A 21813-nucleotide genomic window follows, 5' to 3' on the forward strand; every position below is an offset into this window, starting at 1 on the left:
CAAAACGGCAGCGTACGCTTTTACTACATAGCTGACGTAATCGACGCTGGAGCACAACGTTCAGCGGTTTCACGTTCCGCCAGTTGGAATGTTGATTGACATCTCAGCCACGTGCCCAATACAGTTTCATTATCGACTATCGAATTCCGCACAGAGAAACCGAAGCCGATCCAGCCGCCCGGCTGGCTACCCCGACAATAATCAGGAGACAGCATCATGCAGAAGACCATCGCAGCAATGGCCGTGCTGAACGTTTGCATCGCCAGCGCCGCAGCACAGAGCAATGTCACGCTGTACGGCATCGTCGATGCCGGCTTGACCCATGTCCGCAACGACAGCCCGGTCGGGGGCCGGGCCAGCGTGGAAGCGGGCCAGATGCAGGTGTCGCGCTGGGGCGTGCGCGGTGTCGAGGACCTGGGCGGCGGCATGAAGGCGCGCTTCGGCCTGGAGAGCACCCTGCTCAACGACACCGGCGTGGCCGGCGTGGCGACGGGCACGCCGTCGTCCACCAGCCTCTTCGACCGCGAAGCCACCGTGGGCCTGTCCGGCAGCCTCGGCTCCATCGACCTGGGCCGCCAAAACATCCTGGGGGTACAGTCGGTCGGCCTGGCCGATCCGATGGGCCTGGCCTTTGCCGCGACCAATCCGAACGTGCTGTTCTCGGCGATGAACCACGCCGGCGTGTACGGCCCCTACGGCGCCAACAATGGCGGCACGGCGCTGCGGCAGAACAACTCCGTGCGCTACGTGTCGCCCCTGTACCAGGGCGCCGGTTTCGCGCTGATGCACGGCTTCGGCGAGCAGGCCGGCGACAGCGGCAAGAGCACCTACCAGGGCGGCTCGGCCTTCTACAACAACGGCCCCTTCGGCATCGCCGGCGCCTACGCGCGCCTGACCAATGCCGCCGACACGGACCACCTGTCCTCGCACGCCATTGGCGTCAAGTACGCGATGAGCCGGGCCGTCTTCAAGGGCACGTGGTCGGCCAATAAACTCGACAGCACGGGCCGCAAGATCAGCGTCTACGGCATCGGTGTCGACGTTCCCGTCAGCCCCCTGCTGACCTTGACGGGCGCCTTCTACAACACGCGCCGCACGGGCGACCTGCGCGACGACTCGCAGCAGTACATCTTCATCAGCCGCTACGCACTCAGCAAGCGCAGCACGGCCTATGCGTCGATCGGCCGCGCCAATACCGATACCGTCGTCACGGCCGCGCAGATCAACCTGGCGCAGGGCTTCGTCGCTGTCGGCAGCGATTCGGCCAACCGCGTCACGGTCGGCTTGATGCACTACTTCTGATGCACTACTTTTGAGCCCCCGGCGGCGCCTCACGGCGCCGTCGTGGCCTGCGCATCCTGCAGCGCGCGCCACTGCACCTTGCCCGTGGCGGACTTCGGCAGCGCCGCGCAGAACTCGACGATGCGCGGGCTCTTGTAGGCCGCCATGTTCCCGTGGGCCCAGTCGATGATGTCCTGCTCGGTGACGTGGTGGCCCTCCTTCAGCGCCACCACGGCCTTCACGGTTTCGCCCCGCCGCTCGTCCCGGCTGGCCACCACGCACACTTCGCGGATGGCCGGATGCCGGTACATCAGCGCTTCCACCTCGGCCGGCCAGACCTTGTAGCCGCAGGCGTTGATCATTCGCTTCAGGCGGTCGACCATGAAGAAGTAGCCGTCCTCGTCGACCCGTCCCAGGTCGCCCGTGCGCAGGAAGCGCTTGCCGTCGATGGTGACGAAGGCATCACGGCTCGCCTCCGGATTGTTCCAGTAACCCTGCATCACCTGCGGCCCATGGACGAGGATTTCGCCCACCTCCCCTGGCGGCAGGTCGGCCATCGTCACCGGATCGAGCACGCGCGCGTCGACGCCGGAGATGGGAATGCCCAGGCACTGCTTCTTCGGCCGGTCGGCTGGATTGATGTGGGTCGGCGCGATGGTCTCGGACATGCCGTAGCCCTCGACGTAATCGATGCCCAGCAGGTCGTGCATCTTCTGCGCGATGGCGTCCGGCATGGCGGCCCCGCCGCCGCTCATGCGCCGGATCGTCGACAGCTCGTACTCGCCCACGCGGGGGCTGGACAACAAGTCCACCACCATCGTCGAAATCAGCTGCAGCGCGTTGATGCGGTGGCGGCGGATGCACTCGGCGGCGGTATCCCTGTCCCAGCGCGACAGCAGCACGATGGTGGCGCCAATGAAGATGGGACCGTTCATCCCGCCCTGCATGCCCGTCACGTGGAACAGGGGCAGCACGGACAGCGCCACCGCGTCCTGCTGGGTGCCGAACCACTGCATGCCGGCGACGGCCGTATACATCGCATTGCGGTGGCTGTGCATGCAGCCTTTCGGATGGCCCGTCGTGCCGGACGTGTAGGGCATCACGCACAGGTCGTCCGGCCCCGCCGTGACGGGCCCCGGGTGGCGCCCGGCCGCCAGCGCCGCGTGCCACGCCACTACGCCGGCGCCGGCGATCTCGCGGCGCGGCGCACGCACGAAGTCCGGCACGTTCAGGTCGGTCGGCTGGCGCAGGTAATCGGCGTACGTCGCCACCACCGCATGGTCCAGGCCATGGCCCAGCAGGGGCTCGATGTGCGCGAACAGGTCCTGCGCCACGACGATGGTGGCGGCGCCGGTATCGGCGACGTAGTGGCGCAGCTCCTCCGTCAGGTTCATCGGGTTGACGGGCACCACGACGGCGTTGGCGCGCAGGATGGCGTAATAGGCCAGCACGAACTGGGGGCTGTTCTGCATGTACAGCAGCACCCGGTCGCCGTGGCGCACGCCGCACACCTGCTCCAGGTAGCCCGCCAGGCGCTCCACTTCGTCGCGGCACTCGGCATAGCTGACGGGCGTGTCGTAGAAGATCATGCAGGGTTTGTCCGGGTAGCGCGTGGCCGACACTTCCAGGTTGTAGAACAGGTTCGTTTGCGGCGGCGTGAGGTGCCGGGGCAGGCCCTTGGGCCAGTACGCAAGGTGACGCTCCATCATCTGACTTGTCTCCATCGGTTTTTTTATGGTGGGTGCTCTGGATTGCCCGGTTACTGGTAGCGCGCCAGCTCCAGCCTGGCGATGGCGTTGCGGTGCACTTCGTCCGGCCCGTCGGCCAGGCGCAGCGTGCGGGCGTTGGCGTAGGCCTGGGCCAGGCCGAAATCCTGGCTGACGCCGGCCGCGCCATGGGCCTGGATGGCCCAGTCGATCACCTTGCAGGCCATGTTCGGCGCCACCACCTTGATCATCGCGATCTCGCGCGCGGCGCCCTTGTTGCCGACCGTGTCCATCATATGGGCCGCGTGGAAGACCAGCAGGCGGGCCTGGTCGATCAGGATGCGCGACTCGGCGATGCGCTCGCGCCACACGCCCTGGTCGGCGATCTTGCGCCCGAAGGCCACGCGCTCCAGGGTGCGCCGGCACATCGCCTCCAGCGCCGCCTCGGCCTTGCCGATCAGGCGCATGCAGTGGTGGATGCGGCCCGGTCCCAGCCGGCCCTGCGAGATCTCGAAGCCGCGCCCTTCGCCCAGCAGCATATGGTCGAGCGGCACTCTTACATTGTCGAAGTGGACCTCGGCGTGGCCGTGCGGCGCATCGTCGTTGCCGAAAACGGACATGTCGCGCACGATGGTGACGCCCGGCGTATCGGCCGGCACCACGATCATCGACTGCTGGCGGTGCCGGTCCGGATTGTCCGGATCGGATTTGCCCATGAAGATCAGCACCTGGCAGCGCGGGTCGGAGGCGCCGGAGATATACCACTTGCGGCCGTTGAGCACATAGCTGTCGCCGTCGCGCACGATGCTGGCCGTGATGTTGGTGGCGTCCGACGACGCCACCTCCGGCTCCGTCATCGCAAAAGCCGAACGGATCTCGCCGGCCAGCAGCGGGGCCAGCCAGCGTTGCTGGATCGCCGGCGACGCGTAGCGCACCAGGGTTTCCATATTGCCCGTGTCCGGCGCGGAGCAGTTGAAGGCCTCGGCGGCAATCGGCACGCGGCCCATCAGTTCGCACAGGGGCGCGTATTCCAGGTTGGTCAGTCCCGCGCCGTGTTCGGACTGGGGCAGGAACAGATTCCACAGGCCGGCCGCGCGCGCCTTCGCTTTCAGCCGCTCGATGGTGGGCGGCACGATGAAGGCATTACCCTGCCGACGCGCGTCGGCCACCTCGCGCTGATAATCCGGCTGGGCCGGCACGATCTCGCTGTCGATGAAGTCCTTCACGCGCGCCTGCAAGGCCAGCGCAGCGTCGGAAAACTGGAATGCCATGGGGTTCCTTTCGATGTGGTTACTTGATCGCTTGCGCCATGCGCCAGGCCTGTTCGGCCAGCGGGCGGGCCCGGCGGCCCGTCGCCACGGCATCCGCGGCCGCTGCATTGCCCTGCACGGCGCGGTGCGCGATGCCCTGCAGGATGCCGGCCAGGCGGAACATATTGAAGACGAGGTAGAACTCCCACTCGGCCCTGGCGACACTGCCACGGCCCGTGCGGCGGCAGTAGGCGTCCAGGTAAGCCGCCTCGTCGGGAATGCCCAGCGCGGCCAGCGGCTGGCCGGCCAGCCCGCGCGCCACCGGCGGCGCCATGCGCCAGGCCATGCAGTGGTAGGCAAAGTCCGCCAGCGGGTGGCCCAGGGTCGACAGCTCCCAGTCCAGCACCGCCAGGATGCGCGGCTCGGTGGGGTGGAAGACGACGTTGTCGATGCGGAAGTCGCCATGCACGATGCGGGTCTCGTCCTGCGCGGGAATGTGCTCCGGCAGCCACGCGATCAGCCTGTCGACGGCGTCGATGGTTTCCGTTTCCGCGGCGCGGTACTGGCGCGTCCAGCGCGCCACCTGCCGTTCCATGTAGTTGCCGGCCTTGCCGTAGTCGCCCAGGCCCAGCGCGGCGTAATCGACCCGGTGCAAGGCCGCGATCACGCGATTGAGTTCGTCGTACATCGCGGCCCGCTCGGCTGGCGCCATGCCGGGCAGCGCCGGATCGCGCAGGATGCGGCCCTCGACATATTCCATCAGGTAGAACGGCGTGCCGAATACGGATGGGTCCTCGCACAGCGCCAGCGCGCGCGGCACCGGCACGTCCGACCCTGCCAGCGCGGCGATGACGCGGTACTCCCGTTCGATGGCATGGGCCGACGGCAGCAGGTGCCCAGGCGGCTTGGCGCGCAGCACGCAGCGCCGGCTGCCGGTGGTGACGAGGAAGGTGGGATTGGATTGGCCGCCGTTGAGGCGTTCGACGTAGGCGTCGCCGGCGAAGTGGCCGACATGCCGGCGCAGGAACGCGTCCAGCGCGCTGCCGGCGTGCCCGGCCGGACGGTGCAATGCTTCAGAAATCATCGAGCCGCCTTGTTCGACGTTGAGGATTAAAACCGCTGTGCGAAACCGTGTTTCATTGCAGATCAGTGTAGCAGCAAAATAATATAAACTGAACCATGAATTTTCAGTTCACCGGGCAGTGCGGCGCGCAAGGGCGCCATGACAAGGGGATGGCATGACGGAAGATGGTGCGGAAATGCGCGAGGAAGTGCGTGGGAAGATGCTTGACGACGTGCCGCCGGGGTTCGAGCGGATCAAGCGGGGCGGCCCGTTCGTGGCGGGACTGGGCGAGTTGTATTACCGGCGCAACGGCGCGGACATCGTCATTGCGCTGCGCGTCACGCAGCGGCACACGAATATGCGCGGCATCGCCCACGGCGGCCTGCTGGCCAGCCTGGCCGACACGGCGCTGGGCATCGGGCTGACCCTGTGGTGCGACGGAAAGCAGTCCTTCGTTACCGTCAGCCTGACGACGGATTTCCTGGCGGCGGCGCGCCCGGGCGACTGGGTCGAGGCGCACGTGCAGGTCGAGCGCATCGGCGGGCGCGTGGCCTTCGCCGGCTGCCACCTGGAAGCGGGCGGCAAGCGGCTGCTGCGCGCCACCGGCGTCTTCGCCGTGATGGCCCCGCTGACGGCCGAACAGCTGGCCGCGGGCTACTGACGGCTCAGGATTCCAGCCGCGCGGCGATCTCGATCAGCCGCGGACGCACTTCGTCCAGCAGGAACTCCTTCGACACGCTGGACGACGGTCCGCCGCAGTTCATCGACATCAGCTGGCTGCCGCCGATGGGCATGAAGCCGATGGCGATGCCGTTCACGTCCGGCTGCCAGTCGCCGAAGGAGGTGGCGCAGCCGTACTGTTCGTAGTCGCGCAGGCCCTGCTCCAGGCCACGGCGCAGGTTGTTGTGGGCCAGCTCGTCAAGCTCCATCGAGCGGCTGAGGATGTCCTTGCGCTCCTGCTCCGACGCGCGCGCCAGGTAGGCCCGGCCGATGGCCGACGCCGCGATCGGCAGCCGCGAGCCCACCTGCAGCGCCAGCGCCAGCGCCGCCGTGCTGCGGCACACTTCCACGTAGATCATCGACAGCCGGTCGCGCATGGCAATCGACACGGTCGTGCCGGAGAACTCGGCCAGCTCCTGCATCATCGGGCGGGCCAGCTGGCGGATGTCGAGCCGCGCCAGCATCGCGCTGCCCAGGCCCAGGGTGGCCGTGCCCAGCATGTAGCGCCCGCCCGTTTCCTGGGTCAGGTAACCCAGCTTCGTCAACGTGTAGGTAAAACGCGTGACGGTCGACTTCGGCAGGCCGCAGCGCTCGGCGATCTGCTGGTTGGTCAGGCCCTTGTCGGCGCGCCGGAAGCACGACAGCACTTCCAGCCCCCGCGCCAGCGCCGTGATGTAGTAGCGATCTTCAGGATTGCGAGTCTCGTCGGTTTCCGGCGCCGGGTTGTCCGCGCCGTCTTGTTGTTCCTTGTTCTCGTCAGCTTGCATGCATGCTCCAGATTGAATTGATGGACCGTGTCCGCCGCCCCTTCCGGCGGGGCGGCAACAGTGGCACACTGGGCGGCGTGCAGCGAAATTGAAACACGACGTCGCGACCGCCCCGCTCGCGAACCCCTCTTCCACCCCGTTGGCCGCCCTGCCCGGCCGACGCTGCGGCAACAAACCGTTGCCGACGATGCAAAAGTATCGTATTCTTTTTTTATTCCATTTTACATCACGTTGTTTCGCATAGCAAAACAGTTGTTCCGAATAGCCCATGGTCGCCCGACCGTGCATCCAGGAGTCAGCAGCATGCAGGAAACACAGATCGTTCACGATCGCTTCTTTATCGCTTCCCAGTGGGTCAATCCACACACGCCGGACACCATCGACGTCATCGACCCATCGACGGGCGATGCCATCGGCCGCGTGCCGGCCGGCGATGCGCCGGACGCCGATGCCGCCGTGCAGGCAGCCCGCGCCGCCTTCGACAGCTGGAGCACCACCGCCCCGCACCGCCGCGCCGATTACCTGGACCGCATCGCCCACGGCCTGCGCGAACGCAGCGACGAACTGGCGCGGCTGATCGCCGGCGAAGTAGGCATGCCCATCAAACTGGCCAGCGCCATCCAGGTCGGCTCGCCCATCGCCATCTTCGCCAGCTACGCCAGACTGGCCCGCGAGGCTGAATGGGAACACACGGTGGGCCACTCGCGCGTGCTGCGCGAAGCGGTCGGCGTGGTGGCCTGCATCACGCCGTGGAATTACCCGCTGCACCAGATCGCGGCCAAGGTGGGCGCGGCGCTGGCCGCCGGCTGTACCGTCGTGTTGAAGCCCTCCGAAGTGGCGCCCCTGAATGCCTTCGTGCTGGCCGAGGTGATCGAAGCGGCCGGCCTGCCGCCGGGCGTGTTCAACCTCGTCACCGGTTATGGCCCGGCCATCGGCGAAGCGCTGGTGCGCCATCCGGACGTGGACATGGTGTCGTTCACCGGGTCGACCGATGCGGGCCGCCGCATCTCGGCCGTCGCGGGCGAGACCATCAAGCGCGTGGCACTGGAACTGGGCGGCAAATCGGCCGCCATCGTGCTGGAAGACGCCGACCTGCCCGCCGCCATCAAGGGCACCTTGAGCGCCTGCTTCCTCAACAGCGGCCAGACCTGCTCGGCCCATACCCGCCTGCTGGTCCCGGAAGCGCTGTACGACGAAGCCGCGCGCCTGGCCGTGCAAGGCGCCGCCGCCTTCACGGTGGGCGACCCGCTGCAACCGGGCGTGCGCCTCGGACCGCTGGCCTCCAGCGCCCAGCTGCAGCGCGTGCGTGCCTACATCCGCCGTGGCATCGAGGAAGGCGCGGACCTGCTGTGCGGCGGCGCCGAAGCGCCGGCGGGCCTGGAGCACGGCTTCTATGTGCAGCCCACCGTGTTCGGCAAGGTCGATCCCGGCAGCACCATCGCCCAGGAAGAGATCTTCGGCCCGGTGCTGGCCATCCTGACCTACCGCGACGAAGATGACGCCGTGCGCATCGCCAACGGCACGCCGTATGGCCTGGGCGGCGCCGTCTGGGCCGGCAGCGACGAACGGGCCATCGCGCTGGCACGCCGCCTGCGCACGGGCCAGGTCGACATCAACGGCGGCGCCTTCAACGGCAGCGCCCCGTTCGGCGGCTACAAGCAGTCCGGCAACGGCCGTGAGCTGGGCAGCTACGGCCTGGACGAATTCCTCGAATACAAATCCCTGCAATGCAAACAGGCCGCCTGAAAGGAGCCCCCATGCCAGAGACCCGTTACCAGCGCGCCAAGGCCGTCCTGTGCCGCACCACCGGCGCGAGCGTCGTGGTGGAAGACATCGACGTCGAATACCCCCGCCGTGGCGAAGTGATGATCAAGCTGTCCGCCTGCGGCATCTGCCACAGCGACCTGTCCGCCACCAACGGCACTATCCCGATGCCGGCGCCGCTGGTGCTGGGCCACGAAGGTGCCGGCGTCGTTGTCGCGCTGGGCGAAGGCGTGACGGACTTCGCGCTGGGCGACCATGTGCTCAGCTCCTTCGTCAGCATGTGCGGCAAGTGCCGCTATTGCCAGACGGGGCGCCCGCAGCTGTGCGACCAGGCCGCCAAGGCGGCCGTCTCGCTGCCGGACGGTTCGGTGCGCACCTTCGGCCTGGACGGCCAGCCCATCAACGTCTTCTCCGGCTGCGGCGTGATGGCCGAATACGCCACGCTCCACGTCGATAACGTCGTCAAGATCGCCCAGGACGTGCAGCTTGACCACGCCTGCCTGGTCGGCTGCGGCGTCATGACGGGCGTGGGCGCGGCCGTCAATACAGCCAAGGTCGAAGCAGGGTCGATCGCCGTGGTGTTCGGCTGCGGCGGCGTCGGCCTGAATGCCATCCAGGGCTGCCGCATCGCCGGCGCCGCCATGATCGTGGCCGTCGACATGGCGGACGCCAAGCTGGACCTGGCGCGCGAATTCGGCGCGACCCATACCATCAACAGCGCCACGCCGGAGCTGGTCAAGGCCATCCGCAAGCTGACGGGCGGCGGCGCCGACTATGCTTTCGAATGCGTCGGCAAGGGCGAGATCGTGGCCCAGGCCTACGGCGTGCTGGCCAAGGGCGGCAAGGCCGTGGTGGTGGGCGTGGCCGCGCCGAAGGACATGACGACGATCCGCACGGGCAGCCTGACCTTCGAGGAAAAGACGCTGACGGGCAGCTACTTCGGCTCGGCCCGGCCGCGCCAGGATTTCCCGCGCCTGCTGGCGCTGTACCGCGAAAAGCGCCTGAAGCTGGCGGAGCTGATCACGCGCCGCTACCGCATCGACGAGGCGCCGCAGGCCTTTGCCGACCTGGCCGAAGGCCGCAACGCACGGGGAGTCATCATGTTCGATTGATTGCACCGTACTGCCGGCAGCATCCAAAAACACCAGGGCCTCGATGCCCGCTAAAACAACGGAGACAATTTTGGAGCTCTTCCTGCAACAAGTCTTGAATGGACTGACCCTGGGCGGCGTCTACAGCCTGGTGGCATTGGGCCTGACCCTCGTCTATGGCATCCTGCACGTGCCGAACTTCGCCCATGGCGCCTTCTACATGGCGGGCGCCTACTCGGCCTTCTTCCTGATCAACCGCATGGGACTGAACTACTGGTGGGGCATGGCCGGCGCCGCCGTGACGGTGGCGCTGATTTCGGTGCTGTCCGAGCGGCTCGTGTTCCACCCGCTGCGCAAGGCACCCTACCTGCACCACATGATCGCCTCGATCGGCATCCTGCTGTTCCTGGAAGCGGGCGCGCAGGCGCTGTGGGGCGCGGACTTCCACCGCATGGACACGCCCTACACGCAGATCGTCGAACTGGGTTCGCTGACCCTGCCGGCCCAGCGCCTGCTGATCATCGGCGCCGCCTTCGGCCTGGTGGTGCTGCTGCAGCTGTTCCTGAAAAAGACCGTCACCGGCGCCACCATCATCGCGATGGCGCAGAACCGCGAAGGCGCCGCCCTGGTGGGCATCGACGCCAACCGCGTCGCGATGCTGACGTTTGCGATTGCCGGCGCGCTGGCAGGCATGGCCGCCGTCCTGTACGCGCCGATCAACCTGGTGTACACGTCGATGGGCCACCTCGTCATCACGAAGGCCTTCGTCATCATCGTGCTGGGCGGCATGGGCAGCGTGCCCGGCGCCATCGTCGGGGGCCTGATCATCGGCTTCGCCGAAGCCTTCGGCGCCTTCTACATCTCGACCGACTACAAGGACATCATCGCCTTCGCGCTGCTGGTGCTGATCCTGTCGGTACGGCCGCAAGGCCTGTTCGCCCGGGGAGCCCACTGATGAAACTCGTGAACGCACGAACCGGCTGGAGCCTGCTGCTGCTGCTGGCGCTGGCCTTCCCCTTCATGGCCGGCAATGACTACCACCTGACCGTGATGTCGACCGCCTATATCTACGCCATCGCCACGGTGGGCCTGAACCTCATCACGGGCTACACGGGCCAGTTCAACCTGGCCCACAGCGGCTTCATGGCTGTCGGCGCCTATACGGTCGGCATCCTGACGGTCGACCATGGCGTGCCGTTCTGGGCCGCCTTCGCGCTGTCCGGCCTCGTGGCGGCCTTTATCGGCTTCTTCGTCGGGCTCGTGTCGCTGCGGCTGAAGACGCACTTCTTCTCGATCTTCACCTTGTGCGTGGGCTACATCATGTTCCTCCTGATCGAGAAGTGGGAAAGCCTGACGCACGGCACCGTCGGCATCGTCGGCATTCCCGCGCCGGAGTCGATCGGGCCGCTGGATTTTTCCGAGCCGCGCACGCAGTACTACATGGTGCTGTTCTTCCTCGTCGCCAGCCTGTGGATCATGCACCGCATCGTCCACTCGCTGCTGGGCCGTACCTTCGTGGCGATCCGCAATGGCGACGAGCTGGCGCAGGCACTGGGCATCAACCTGATGCGCAACAAGCTCCTGGCCTTCATGCTGTCCGTGTTCTTCTCCGGCATGGCCGGCGGCCTGTATGCGGGCTATGTGCGCTTCCTGGGGCCGGGCGTGGCCGGCGTCGAGCATACTTTCGACATGACGATGTACATGCTGGTGGGCGGCATCGGCACCCTGTCCGGCCCCCTGCTGGGCGCCATCGCCGTACCGTGGCTGACGCAGTACCTGCAGTTCCTGCAGGAGTACCGCTTCGTCGTGTTCGGCCCCGTGCTGGTGCTGCTGGTGATCTTCCTGCCGCACGGGATCGTCGGCACCTGGCTGAACCGCCAGCGCAGGAAGGCTGCCCTGCCCGCGACCGCGCCCACGCCGGCGCCGCGCCTGGCCGCCGTGCCGCAGGAGAAGGGAGCGCGCCATGCTTGAAATCGAATCGCTCAGCAAGCGCTTCGGCGGGCTGACGGCCGTCAACGCCGTCAGCGCCAGCTTCGCGCGCGGCACCATCAACGCCATCATCGGCCCGAACGGCGCCGGCAAGACGACGTTCTTCAACCTGGTCAGCGGCACCATCCGTCCCACTTCGGGGCGCGTGCTGTTCGACGGGCGCGACGTGACGGGCCTGCGCGCGGACCAGGCGGCCCGCCTCGGCATGGCCCGCACCTTCCAGACCACGGCGCTGTTCGATACGGCGACGGTGCTGGACAACCTGATCGTCGGCCACCGTCTGCGCACCCGTTCGACCCTGGTCGACGTGATACTGGGGACGAATCGGCTGCGCGACGAGGAACGCATCTGCCGCGAGAAGGCCCGGGCTGCGCTGGACTTCGTCGGCCTGTCCCACCTGGAGGCACGGGTGGCCGGCGACATCTCGCAGGAAGAGCGCAAGCGCGTCGCCTTCGCGCTGGCCCTGTCCACCGATCCCACCCTGCTGCTGCTGGACGAACCGGCCGGCGGCGTCAATCCGGAGGAAACCGACGGGCTGGCGCAGCTGATCCGCAAGATGGCGAAAAGCGGCCTGACAGTGTGCCTGATCGAACACAAGATGGACATGATCATGAACCTGGCCGACCGCATCCTCGTGCTGAACTACGGCGAGAAGATCGCCGAAGGCACGCCCGCCGAAATCCGCGCCAATCCGGCCGTCATCGAAGCCTACCTGGGGACCGAACATGCTTAGCCTCGACCGAGTATCGCTGTCCTACGGCAGCTTTCGCGCGCTGCACGACGTCAGCATCCACGCCGACGACGGCGAACTGGTGGTGCTGCTGGGATCGAACGGCGCGGGCAAGAGCTCGATCTTCCTCACCATGAGCGGCTTGAATCGGGCATCGTCCGGCAGCATCCGCTTCGGCGCGCACGAGCTGGTGGGCCGCAAGCCCTCGCAGATCGTCGCCGACGGCCTGGTGCACTGTCCCGAGGGACGCAAGCTGTTCCCCGGCATGTCGGTGCTGAAGAACCTGACCCTGGGCGCCTACGTGCACCGCAGCGACAGCAAGGGCGTCAAGCGCACGCTGGATGAAGTATTCGAGCTGTTCCCCATCCTGCACGAGAAGCGGGAAAGCCCCGCCGGCTCGCTCAGCGGCGGCCAGCAGCAGATGGTGGCCATCGGCCGCGCGCTGATGGGGCGACCCAAGGCGCTGCTGCTGGACGAGCCGTCGCTGGGCCTGGCCCCGCTGGTGGTGAAGCAGATGTTCGAGATCATCGCCCGCATCAACAAGGCCGGCACGACGGTGCTGCTGGCCGAGCAGAACGCCTACGCGGCGCTGAACATCGCCAGCCGTGCATATGTCATCGAACAAGGCCGCATCGTCATGGAAGGCGGCCGCGACGAGCTGTTGAACAACCCGCAGGTCCGCAAGGCGTATATCGGCGCATGAGGCGCGCCACCCCATAACCATAAAACCACAGGAGACATCATGAACCAGCACTTCAAGTCCATCCGCCTCACCGCGCTGGCAGCGGCCGCGCTGCTGCTGTCCGGCGGCGCCCACGCGCAGGAAGTCATCAAGATCGGCTTTTCCGGCCCCCTGAGCGGCGGCGCCGCCCTGTACGGCAAGAACGTCCTGTCGGGCATGCAGATGGCCGCCGCCGAGATCAACGCCAAACCGCTCGACATCGGCGGCAAGAAATACAAGCTCGAAATCGTCGCGCTGGACGACAAGTACAACCCCAGCGAGACGGGCATCAACGTGCAGCGCCTGGTCCAGCAGCACAAGACGGCGGCCGTGCTGGTACCTCACTCGGGCGGCATCTTCGCCGTCCAGGCCTTCAACGAAAAATCGAAGGTACTGCTGCTGGCCTATACCAGCCTGCCGCAGGCGACGGAACGGGGCAACACGCTGACGGTGCGCATCCCGCCCGACTTCACCGGCTATATCGGCCCGTTCACGAAGGCCATGATGACGCGTCACGGCAAGAACGTGGCGCTGGCCGCGGCCGACCACGATTACGCCAAGGCCTGGGCCGCCGCGTTCAAGCCGGCCTGGGAGGCGGCCGGCGGCAAGGTGGTGGCGGAAAACCCGATGAGCTACAACAAGGCCACGGACTTCTACAGCGGCGTCAGTCGCGTGATCCAGGCCAAGCCGGACGTGCTCTTCATCGGCGGCGCGTCGGAACCGACGGCACTGGTGGCCAAACAGGCGCGCGAGCTGGGCTTCAAGGGCGGCTTTATCATCATCGACCAGGCCAAGATCGACGAGATGGCGAAGGTGGTGGGCGGCCTGGGACCGCTGGAAGGCTCGGTCGGCGTCATGCCCGTCTCCGGCGACGACCGCCCGGAACCGGCGGCCTTCACGGCCCGCTACCGCAAGGCCAATCCCGGCAAGGACCCCAGCAGCGAAATCAGCCTGAATTACTCGGCCGTCCACGCCACCGTGGCCGCCATGAAGCTGGCCGGCACCGTCAGCGACGCCGCCGCCATCCGCGCCAAGATGGACCAGGCCTTCAAGACGCTGCCGCCGGAGCACAACCCGAACGACATCGAGGGCCTCGATGCCAAGGGCGGCACGGTGGCCAACACCATCATCGGCGTCGTCGAAGGCGGCAAGATAAAGGGGCAGTTCCTGCGGGCGTTGAACGCGGCGAAGTAAGCTTGATCCAGCGCTGCCTCGCGCCGCTGCTGTTTGCCGGCTGCTCCCTCGCTTTCGCGGGCGAGCAGCCCGTGCCGTTGTCGCGCCTCTTTCCCGGCGTGACCGGGCAAGGCAACGCCGTGATGGACATGGGCGGTCATGGCACGGTCGCGCTGGTCGGCGCGATCGACGGGAACGTCGTGGCCAGTATCCGCCGCATCGGCAGCGCCCGCGTGCCGATCCGCACGCTGTATATCGATTCGATCGGCGGCGATATCATGTCGGCCATCGACCTGGCACTGTACCTGCGCGAACAGCGGGTGCACGTCGTCGTGGCCGGCCGCTGCTTCTCCGCCTGCGCCAACTACGTCTTTACCGGCGCCATAACGAAGAGCGTACTGCCGGGATCGCTGGTGGCGATCCATGGGCTGCGCTACCAATATCATGGGTCCGGCGGCATGACCCATATCGGCAGCGTCGACGCGGCGAAAAAGCTGCATGCCGTCGATGCCGGCGCGCCGGCCAGGCTGGCGGCCATCGTCAGCCGCGAGCAAGTCTTCTACCGCCAGGTCGGCATCGACCAGTCCCATCACCAGGCTTTCGCCCGCTACGAACAGGCGAGGCAGGGCCGCAAGGCATCGGCCGCCTGTCCGGCAATCGAGCTGTGGGCACTGGGCAAAGCCGACTTCGACGCGATGGCGATCCGCGGCTTGCGCGAAGTCTGGACGCCCGGCACCGCCGATGAGGCGCGCAGCACCGGCCGGCACCTCGGCCTCAACTCCACCAGCCTTTATTTCGGCGGCAAGGACGACTTCGAACGGCTGTGCGGCGGCAAGCCTACCAGCAGCCTGCGGGCCTTCCTTACGTCACTGTTCCGCTGAATGTCGCCTGATCCCGTGTCAGCCACCTGAATCGGCGATATTGCTTCAACCGGTGTCAGACCGCTGCGGCGGACCGACCGGTTTTGAAGCCACATCGGCTGGATTCAAAATGGGGTGGCGCGATTCAGATGGTCACGCCCCCATCGACAACGATGGTCTGGCCGGTGACGAAGCTGCCGGCGCGGGAGGCGAGGTAGACGGCGGTGCCGGCGATTTCGTCGGGCTCGCCGATGCGGCGCAGCGGAGCGTTTTCGTTGACCTGGCGCAGCCGCTCGGGGTCCTCCCACAGTGCGCGGGCGAAGTCGGTGCGGATCAGGCCCGGGGCGATGCAGTTGACGCGAACATTGTGCGGGCCGAATTCCACCGCCAGGTTGCGCGCCAGCTGCATGTCCGCCGCTTTCGACACGTTGTAGGCGCCGATCACGGGCGAGCCGCGCAGGCCGCCGATGGACGAGACGATGATGATGGCGCCGTCGCGGCGCTCGATCATCGCCGGCGCCACCATCTGCACCAGCCAGTGGTTCGCGATGACGTTGTTGTCGAGGATCTTGCGGAACTGCTCGTCGGCGATGCCGGCCATCGGCCCGTAGTACGGGTTCGATGCGGCATTGCAGACGAGGATGTCGATGGCGCCGAAGGCGGCGTTCGTCGCGTCGACCAGGTGGCGCAAGTCCTCCTTCGACGAGATGTTCGCCGCCACCGCCAGCGCCGTGCCTTCGCCGTGCAGCGCGTTGATCTCGTCCGTCGCCTGCCTGCAGGCCTCCAGCTTGCGCGACGAGATCACCACCCTGGCGCCCTGCTCCGCCATGCGGCCGGCGATGGCGCGTCCGATACCACGCGACGAGCCCGTGATGACGGCGACCTTGCCCTTCAGATCGAACAGTGACATGGTGTCTCCTTATCGTTAAGCCGCAACCCGGCCCAGGGTAATGTAGCGCTCCAGGTGATGGTCCTCGTCGCCCAGCTGGTGATCGATCATGACGAGGCGCTTGGCGTAGTGGGCCAGCGGCAGCTCCCACGTCATGCCGATGCCGCCATGGAGCTGGATGCATTCCTCGGCGACGAGGGTGCCGATGCGGCCGATGCTGGTCTTGGCCGCCGACAGGGCGCGCTCGCGCGCGATGCGTGGCGCATCCAGCGCGGCGGCGGCGTTGATGACGGCCGAACGGGCCTGCTCGATTTCCAGCAGCAGGTCCGCCATGCGGTGCTGCAGCGCCTGGAAGCTGCCGATCGGCACGCCGAACTGCTTGCGGGTGCGCAGGTAGTCCAGGGTCGCGGCCTTGGCGGCCTCCATCGCGCCCACCGCTTCGGCGCACAGCGCCAGCACGCCGCGTCCCACCGCGTGTTCCAGGGTGGCGTAACCGCCGCCCTCCTCACCCAGCAGCGCATGGGCATCGAGCCGCACGCCGTCGAGCCGCAGCTCGGCCACGCGGCCGCCGTCCATCGTCGGCATGCCCAGCACGGACAGCCCGGCCACGCCGGCCGGCACCAGGAACAGCGAGATGCCCCGCTCGTCGTCGACGGCGCCGACGGTGCGGGCCGAGATGACGAACAGGTTGGCGTGTTCACCATGGGGCACGACGGCCTTGGCGCCATCGAGCACCCAGCCTTCGCCGTCGCGCCGCGCCGTCGTCTGCACGCGGGCCAGCTCGTAGTGCGTATCGGGTTCGTCATGGGCCAGCGTGGCGATGACGCTGCCATCGATGATGCCGGCCAGTTGCGCCTTCTGGTCATTGCTGCCCGCGTGGGCGATGGCGCTGCCGGCCAGCACGGCGCTGCCCAGCAGCGGTTCGAGCACGAGGCCGCGCCCCAGCGACTCGAAGACGACGGCGATGTCGAAGCCGGCGCCGCCGAAGCCGCCGTCATCCTCGCCGAACAGGGCGCCGATGACGCCCAGTTCCGCGAACTGGCCCCACATGTCGGGCGAAAAGCCTCGGCTCGATGCAGCGATGCGGTTGCGCACCTCGAAGCCGTATTGCTGGGCCACGAAGCGGTCCAGGGTGTCGGCCAGCATGCGCCGTTCTTCCGTGTGTTCGAAGTTCATCTCTGCCTCACAGTCCCAGGATCATCTTGGCGATGATGTTTTTCTGGATCTCGTTGGAGCCGCCGAAAATCGACAGCTTGCGGTTGTTGAAGTACTGCGCCGACGCGGCGTGCGCGAAGGCGGGGCCGACCTGCGGGCCGTCATAGTCCGCCTCGAGCGCGGCCTGCTTGAACGGGCGCGCGTAGACGCCCATGGCGCGGCGGGTCAGCGACAGGATCTCCTGCCGGATCTCCGTGCCGCGGATCTTCAGCATCGAGCTCTCGGCGCCCGGCACGCCGCCGCCGGCCACGGCCGCGATCATGCGCAGGTTGGTGGTCTTCATGTTCTCCAGGTCGATCTCGACGCGCGCCATGCGCGCCGCAAAGGCCGGGTCGTCGGCCAGCGGACGGCCGTGGCGCCGCGTGTTCGCCGCCACCCGTTTCAGGCGCTCCAGCGCCGCCACGGACAGGCCGACGCCGGCGATATTGGTGCGCTCATAGGTCAGCAGGTACTTGGCGCAGTTCCAGCCCCGGTTTTCCTCGCCCACCAGGTTCGCCGACGGCACTCGCACGTCCGTGAAGAACACCTCGTTCACTTCATGCTCGCCTTCGAGCGTGATGATGGGCCGAATCTCGATGCCGGGCGAGGTCATGTCGATCAGCAGGAAGCTGATGCCCTCCTGCTTCTTCGCTTCGCGGTCCGTGCGCACCAGGCAGAAGATCATGTTGGCGTGCTGGCCCAGGGTGGTCCACGTCTTCTGGCCGTTGACGATGTAGTGCTCACCATCCGCGTCGACGCCGCGAACGGCGGTCGTGCGCACGGCCGCCAGGTCCGATCCCGCGCCCGGCTCCGAGTAGCCCTGGCACCACCAGTCCGATCCGTCCAGGATGCGCGGCAGCCAGTACTGCTGCTGGGCCGTGCTGCCATACTTGATCAGCACGGGGCCCAGCATGTTCACGCCGAAGGGCACGATTCGGGGCGTGTTCGCCACCGCGCACTCGTTTTCAAAAATGAACTTTTCGACGGCCGTCCAGCCCGGGCCGCCGAACTCGGTGGGCCAGTGGTTGGCCAGCCAGCCGCGCCCGTTCAGCAGGGCGTGCCACTGCTCCGTATCGGCCTTGTCCAGCCGCTTGCCATTGGCGACCTTGTCCTTCAGGCGCGCCGGCACGTCGTTTTCCAGGAAGGCGCGCACTTCGGCGCGGAAGCGTTCTTCCTCGGGGGTGAAATTCAGGTCCATGTCGTTCCTCAGAAAATTTCGAACAGCGCGGCCGCGCCCATGCCGCCGGCCACGCACATCGTCACCACGGCGTAATGGGCCCCACGCCGCCGCCCTTCCAGCAGCACGTGCCCGGCCAGCCGCGCACCCGTCATGCCGAAGGGGTGACCGAGCGCGATGGCGCCGCCATTGACGTTGAGCCGTTCGTCGGGAATGCCCAGGCGCTGCTGGCAGTACAGGGCCTGCGAGGCAAAGGCCTCGTTCAATTCCCACAGGCCGATATCGTCCACGGTGAGGCCGTGGCGGGCCAGCAGCTTCGGCACCGCGAACACGGGGCCGATACCCATCTCGTCGGGTTCGCAACCTGCCACCGCCATGCCCCGGAAGGCGCCCAGCGGCACCAGGTTGGCCCGCTCGGCCAGCTTCGCTTCCATCATCACGCAGGCCGACGCGCCGTCCGACAGCTGCGACGCGTTCCCCGCCGTGATGAACTTGTCCGGCCCCATCACGGGCGCCAGCCTGGCCAGGTTTTCATACGTGGTGCCGCGCCGGTTGCAGTTGTCCGCGTCGACCGTCACTTCGCGGTGCGAGACGGTGCCGCTGTCCTTGTCCGTCACCGTCATCGTCGTGGTGCAGGCGACGATCTCGTCGCGATAGCGCCCGGCTACCTGCGCCGCTTCCGTCTTGTGCTGGCTGGCGGCGGAGAAACGGTCCTGCGCCTCGCGGCTGATGCCGTAGCGGGCGGCGACGATATCGGCCGTGTCGATCATCGGCATGTACAGCGCCGGCTTGTTCTCCAGGATCCACGGATCGAGGCTGGTATCGGTGCCCTCGCGCGCACGGATCTGGGAGATGCTCTCGACGCCGCCCGCGATCAAGGCAGGTGCGCCATCGAGCACGATGCGCCCGGCCGCCATGGCGATGGCCTGCAGACCCGAGGCGCAGAAACGATTCACCGTGGTGCCGGCAATCGTGATGGGCAGCCCGGCGCGGACGACGGCCTGGCGGGCGATATTGCGGCCGGTGGTGCCTTCCGGGTAGCCGCAGCCCAGCACGGCGTCCTCGATCAGTCCGGGGTCGATGCCGGAGCGTTCGACGGCGGCGCGCACGGCAAAGGCGGCCAGGGTGGCGCCGGGAGTGATATTGAATTCGCCCCGGTGCGCCTTGGTCAGCGGCGTGCGGGCGGTGGCGACGATGACGGCTTCACGCATGGGCGTTCTCCGGTTGCTTGATGGTTTGAGTTTCGGGGTGATTGAGGCTTTCGAAATCGTGGCCCCGTTCGACCAGCTCGACCAGCAGCGGCGACGGGCGCCAGAACAGCGGGTCTTCCTGGGCAAAGGCGCGGATGTCGGCCAGGATGTTCGGCAGGCCGACCGTGTCGGCGTATTTCATCGGGCCGCCCAGGTGGCGGGGAAAGCCGTAGCCGTGTACCAGCGTGACGTCGACGTCGAGCGGACGCAGTGCGATCTTCTCGTGGACGACGTTGGCGCCTTCGTTGACCATCGCCGCCAGGTAACGCCGCACGATCTCCTCGTCCGTGAAGCTGCGCGGGGTCACGCCGGCGCGAACGCGTTCGGCATCGATGACGGCCTGCACTTCCGGGTCCGGCGTGCCGGTGCGGGCACCGTCGGGGTAGAGATAGAAGCCGCGCCCCGTCTTCTGACCGAACCAGCCCCGCTCGCACAGGCGGTCGGCGATCTGCACGTAGCGGGCGCGCGGGTCGCGGGTGGGCGCGCGGCGCTTGCGCGTGGCCCAGCCGATATCGTTGCCCGCCAGGTCGGCCATTTCATAAGGACCGATGGGATAGCCGAAGGCGCGGATGGCGCGGTCGATCTGCTGGGGCGAGGCACCATCTTCCATCACGTGGTCGGCCGCCTGGCGGTACACGGCCAGCATGCGGTTGCCGATAAAGCCGTCGCACACGCCGGCGCGCACTGGCGTCTTGCGCAGGCTGCGCGCGAGGGCAAAGGCCGTGGCCACTACGTCCGGCGCCGTTTTCGCGGCGACGACGATCTCCAGCAGTTTCATGATGTTCGCGGGCGAGAAGAAGTGCAGGCCGATGACGTCCTGCGGGCGCGACGTGGCGGCGGCGATCCGGTCGATATCCAGGTACGAGGTGTTCGTGGCCAGCACGGCGCCGCGCTTGCAGACGCGGTCCAGCTCCGCGAAGACGGCCTCCTTGACGGCCATCTCCTCGAACACGGCCTCGATCACCAGGTCGGCGTCGGCCAGTGCGTCATAAGCCGTGCTGCCGCTCCAGCGGGCAAGGACGGCTTCGCATGCCGCCGCCGTCAGGCGGCCCTTCGCGACGTGGCTGTCGTAGACCTTGGCGACATTGGCTCGCCCCCGTGCCAGTGCCGCGTCGTCGCGCTCGATCATCGTCACCGGCAGGCCGGCGTCGAGCAGCGCCACGGCGATGCCGGCGCCCATCGTGCCGCCGCCCACCACGCCGACCTTGGCGATGGGGCGAGGGCGCGCAGCCGCCGTCTCGGGCGACTTGGCCGTTTCGCGCTCGGCGAAGAAGGCGTGCACCAGGCCGGCGCGCTGTGGGCTGTCCAGGCACTCGACGAACAGCTCGCGCTCGCGCACCATGCCGGCTTCGAAAGGCAGGTCCAGCGCGGCCTGCACGGCGTCGACGATCTTCAACGGCGAGAACAGGCCGCGCGCTTTCTTCGCCGTGGTGGCGCGGGCCGCATCGATGGCGCCCTGCTGCGCCGCGCGATCGGCCAGCGCACCGGCGTCACGCGTGCGGCGCACGGGCGCGCCTTCGGCCAGCAGCTCGCGCACCCAGGCCAGGCCCGCGGCGGCGGCATCCTCGCCTGTACCGACCCTGTCGACCAGACCCAGGGCCAGTGCCTCGGCCGCATCGACGTGGCGCCCGCTCAGCATCAGCTCCAGCGCGGTTCCGGCGCCGATCAGCCGTGGTGTGCGTTGCGTGCCACCGGCGCCGGGCAGCAGCCCCAGGTGCACTTCCGGCAGGCCCAGTTTCGCGGAAGGGAGCGCCAGCCGGTAGTGGGCGGCCAGCGCCATTTCCAGTCCACCGCCCAGGGTGGCGCCGTGCACGGCGGCCACCACCAGTTTCGACGAGGCCTCGATGCGGTCGCAGACATCCGGCAGGCGCGGTTCCTGCGGCGGCAGGCCGAACTCGCGGATGTCGGCGCCGCCGATGAAATTGCGGCCGGCGCCCACCAGCAGCACGGCGGCGACGGCGGGATCACGCTCGGCCGCGTCGATGGCGTCCAGCAGGCCACGGCGGACGTCGACGCCGAGCGCATTGACGGGCGGGTTGTTGATGGTGACGAGCAGGATATCGTCGTGGCGTTGCGCAATCAGCTGGGGGATCAACTGTGGGTCTGCGGCGGAATTCATCGGTATGCCTCCTGTATCGGTTGTTTCGCTATGCGGAACATTATTTCGCAGAGCGATCTGGAATGTACG

19 protein-coding genes are annotated in these 21813 nt (G+C 67.5%); 10 read left to right on the forward strand and 9 right to left on the reverse strand.

Annotated features, from left to right (window positions below; translation table 11 throughout):
• The first annotated feature begins 216 nt into the window (after window positions 1-216).
• The gene (locus GM672_RS06240; protein ID WP_155469667.1) at window positions 217-1302 is read left to right on the forward strand and encodes a porin; all 1086 of its coding nucleotides are present in this window, start codon (window positions 217-219) and stop codon (window positions 1300-1302) included.
• A 29-nt stretch (window positions 1303-1331) separates the two neighbouring features.
• On the opposite strand, the gene GM672_RS06245 is transcribed toward GM672_RS06240, so the two are convergent.
• Genes GM672_RS06245 through GM672_RS06255 form a run of 3 tightly spaced genes read right to left on the reverse strand, consistent with a single transcriptional unit; the run spans window position 1332 to window position 5321 of the window.
• Window positions 1332-2990 (reverse strand): long-chain fatty acid--CoA ligase, encoded by a 1659-nt coding sequence (locus GM672_RS06245; RefSeq protein ID WP_155469668.1) that lies wholly within the window; start codon window positions 2988-2990, stop codon window positions 1332-1334.
• A gap of 50 nt (window positions 2991-3040) precedes the next feature.
• Entirely contained in the window at window positions 3041-4258 is a 1218-nt protein-coding gene (locus tag GM672_RS06250) for an acyl-CoA dehydrogenase family protein (RefSeq protein WP_155469669.1), read from the reverse strand.
• 19 nt (window positions 4259-4277) lie between these two features.
• A complete protein-coding gene (locus tag GM672_RS06255; RefSeq protein ID WP_155469670.1) occupies window positions 4278-5321 on the reverse strand; it encodes a phosphotransferase family protein in 1044 nt (347 codons plus the stop codon).
• Between the two features lie 154 nt (window positions 5322-5475).
• On the opposite strand from GM672_RS06255, the gene GM672_RS06260 reads away from it, so the two are divergent.
• Window positions 5476-5961 (forward strand): PaaI family thioesterase, encoded by a 486-nt coding sequence (locus GM672_RS06260; RefSeq protein WP_229417580.1) that lies wholly within the window; start codon window positions 5476-5478, stop codon window positions 5959-5961.
• Between the two features lie 4 nt (window positions 5962-5965).
• Here GM672_RS06260 and GM672_RS06265 read toward each other — a convergent pair whose 3' ends face one another.
• Complete coding sequence (locus GM672_RS06265) at window positions 5966-6787, reverse strand: IclR family transcriptional regulator (protein ID WP_155469671.1); 822 nt, start codon at window positions 6785-6787, stop codon at window positions 5966-5968.
• Window positions 6788-7090: 303 nt separating this feature from the next.
• Here GM672_RS06265 and GM672_RS06270 point away from each other — a divergent pair, with 303 nt between their 5' ends.
• The 8 genes from GM672_RS06270 (at window position 7091) to GM672_RS06305 (ending at window position 15136) form a co-directional block, all read left to right on the forward strand.
• On the forward strand, window positions 7091-8533 hold the full coding sequence (locus GM672_RS06270; protein ID WP_155469672.1) for an aldehyde dehydrogenase family protein: 1443 nt from the start codon (window positions 7091-7093) through the stop codon (window positions 8531-8533).
• An 11-nt stretch (window positions 8534-8544) separates the two neighbouring features.
• On the forward strand, window positions 8545-9663 hold the full coding sequence (locus GM672_RS06275; protein ID WP_155469673.1) for a zinc-binding dehydrogenase: 1119 nt from the start codon (window positions 8545-8547) through the stop codon (window positions 9661-9663).
• Window positions 9664-9733: 70 nt separating this feature from the next.
• Complete coding sequence (locus GM672_RS06280; protein WP_155469674.1) at window positions 9734-10597, forward strand: branched-chain amino acid ABC transporter permease; 864 nt, start codon at window positions 9734-9736, stop codon at window positions 10595-10597.
• A complete protein-coding gene (locus tag GM672_RS06285; RefSeq protein WP_188916000.1) occupies window positions 10597-11613 on the forward strand; it encodes a branched-chain amino acid ABC transporter permease in 1017 nt (338 codons plus the stop codon). Before GM672_RS06280 ends, GM672_RS06285 begins: the two co-directional genes overlap by 1 nt.
• The gene (locus GM672_RS06290; RefSeq protein ID WP_155469675.1) at window positions 11606-12364 is read left to right on the forward strand and encodes an ABC transporter ATP-binding protein; all 759 of its coding nucleotides are present in this window, start codon (window positions 11606-11608) and stop codon (window positions 12362-12364) included. Before GM672_RS06285 ends, GM672_RS06290 begins: the two co-directional genes overlap by 8 nt.
• Window positions 12357-13064, forward strand: coding sequence for an ABC transporter ATP-binding protein (locus GM672_RS06295; protein WP_155469676.1), 708 nt, complete (start codon window positions 12357-12359; stop codon window positions 13062-13064). Before GM672_RS06290 ends, GM672_RS06295 begins: the two co-directional genes overlap by 8 nt.
• Window positions 13065-13103: 39 nt before the next feature.
• Entirely contained in the window at window positions 13104-14276 is a 1173-nt protein-coding gene (locus GM672_RS06300; RefSeq protein WP_155469677.1) for an ABC transporter substrate-binding protein, read from the forward strand.
• A gap of 2 nt (window positions 14277-14278) precedes the next feature.
• On the forward strand, window positions 14279-15136 hold the full coding sequence (locus GM672_RS06305; protein ID WP_155469678.1) for a hypothetical protein: 858 nt from the start codon (window positions 14279-14281) through the stop codon (window positions 15134-15136).
• A gap of 124 nt (window positions 15137-15260) precedes the next feature.
• Here the strand turns inward: GM672_RS06305 and GM672_RS06310 are convergent, their stop codons facing one another.
• The 5 genes from GM672_RS06310 to GM672_RS06330 are packed head-to-tail and all read right to left on the reverse strand — an operon-like array spanning window position 15261 to window position 21744.
• Entirely contained in the window at window positions 15261-16025 is a 765-nt protein-coding gene (locus GM672_RS06310; RefSeq protein WP_155469679.1) for an SDR family oxidoreductase, read from the reverse strand.
• A gap of 15 nt (window positions 16026-16040) precedes the next feature.
• Entirely contained in the window at window positions 16041-17180 is a 1140-nt protein-coding gene (locus GM672_RS06315) for an acyl-CoA dehydrogenase family protein (RefSeq protein ID WP_155469680.1), read from the reverse strand.
• A 7-nt stretch (window positions 17181-17187) separates the two neighbouring features.
• Window positions 17188-18396 carry an acyl-CoA dehydrogenase family protein gene (locus tag GM672_RS06320; RefSeq protein ID WP_155469681.1) on the reverse strand — a complete coding sequence of 403 codons (1209 nt, stop codon included), beginning with the start codon at window positions 18394-18396 and terminating at the stop codon, window positions 17188-17190.
• An 8-nt stretch (window positions 18397-18404) separates the two neighbouring features.
• Entirely contained in the window at window positions 18405-19586 is a 1182-nt protein-coding gene (locus GM672_RS06325) for an acetyl-CoA C-acyltransferase (RefSeq protein ID WP_155469682.1), read from the reverse strand.
• Window positions 19579-21744 carry a 3-hydroxyacyl-CoA dehydrogenase NAD-binding domain-containing protein gene (locus GM672_RS06330; protein ID WP_155469683.1) on the reverse strand — a complete coding sequence of 722 codons (2166 nt, stop codon included), beginning with the start codon at window positions 21742-21744 and terminating at the stop codon, window positions 19579-19581. The genes GM672_RS06325 and GM672_RS06330 overlap by 8 nt, the downstream gene beginning before the upstream one ends.
• Window positions 21745-21813 lie beyond the last annotated feature (69 nt).

The organism is Pseudoduganella buxea (assembly GCF_009720835.1).
Classification (GTDB): domain Bacteria; phylum Pseudomonadota; class Gammaproteobacteria; order Burkholderiales; family Burkholderiaceae_D; genus Rugamonas; species Rugamonas buxea.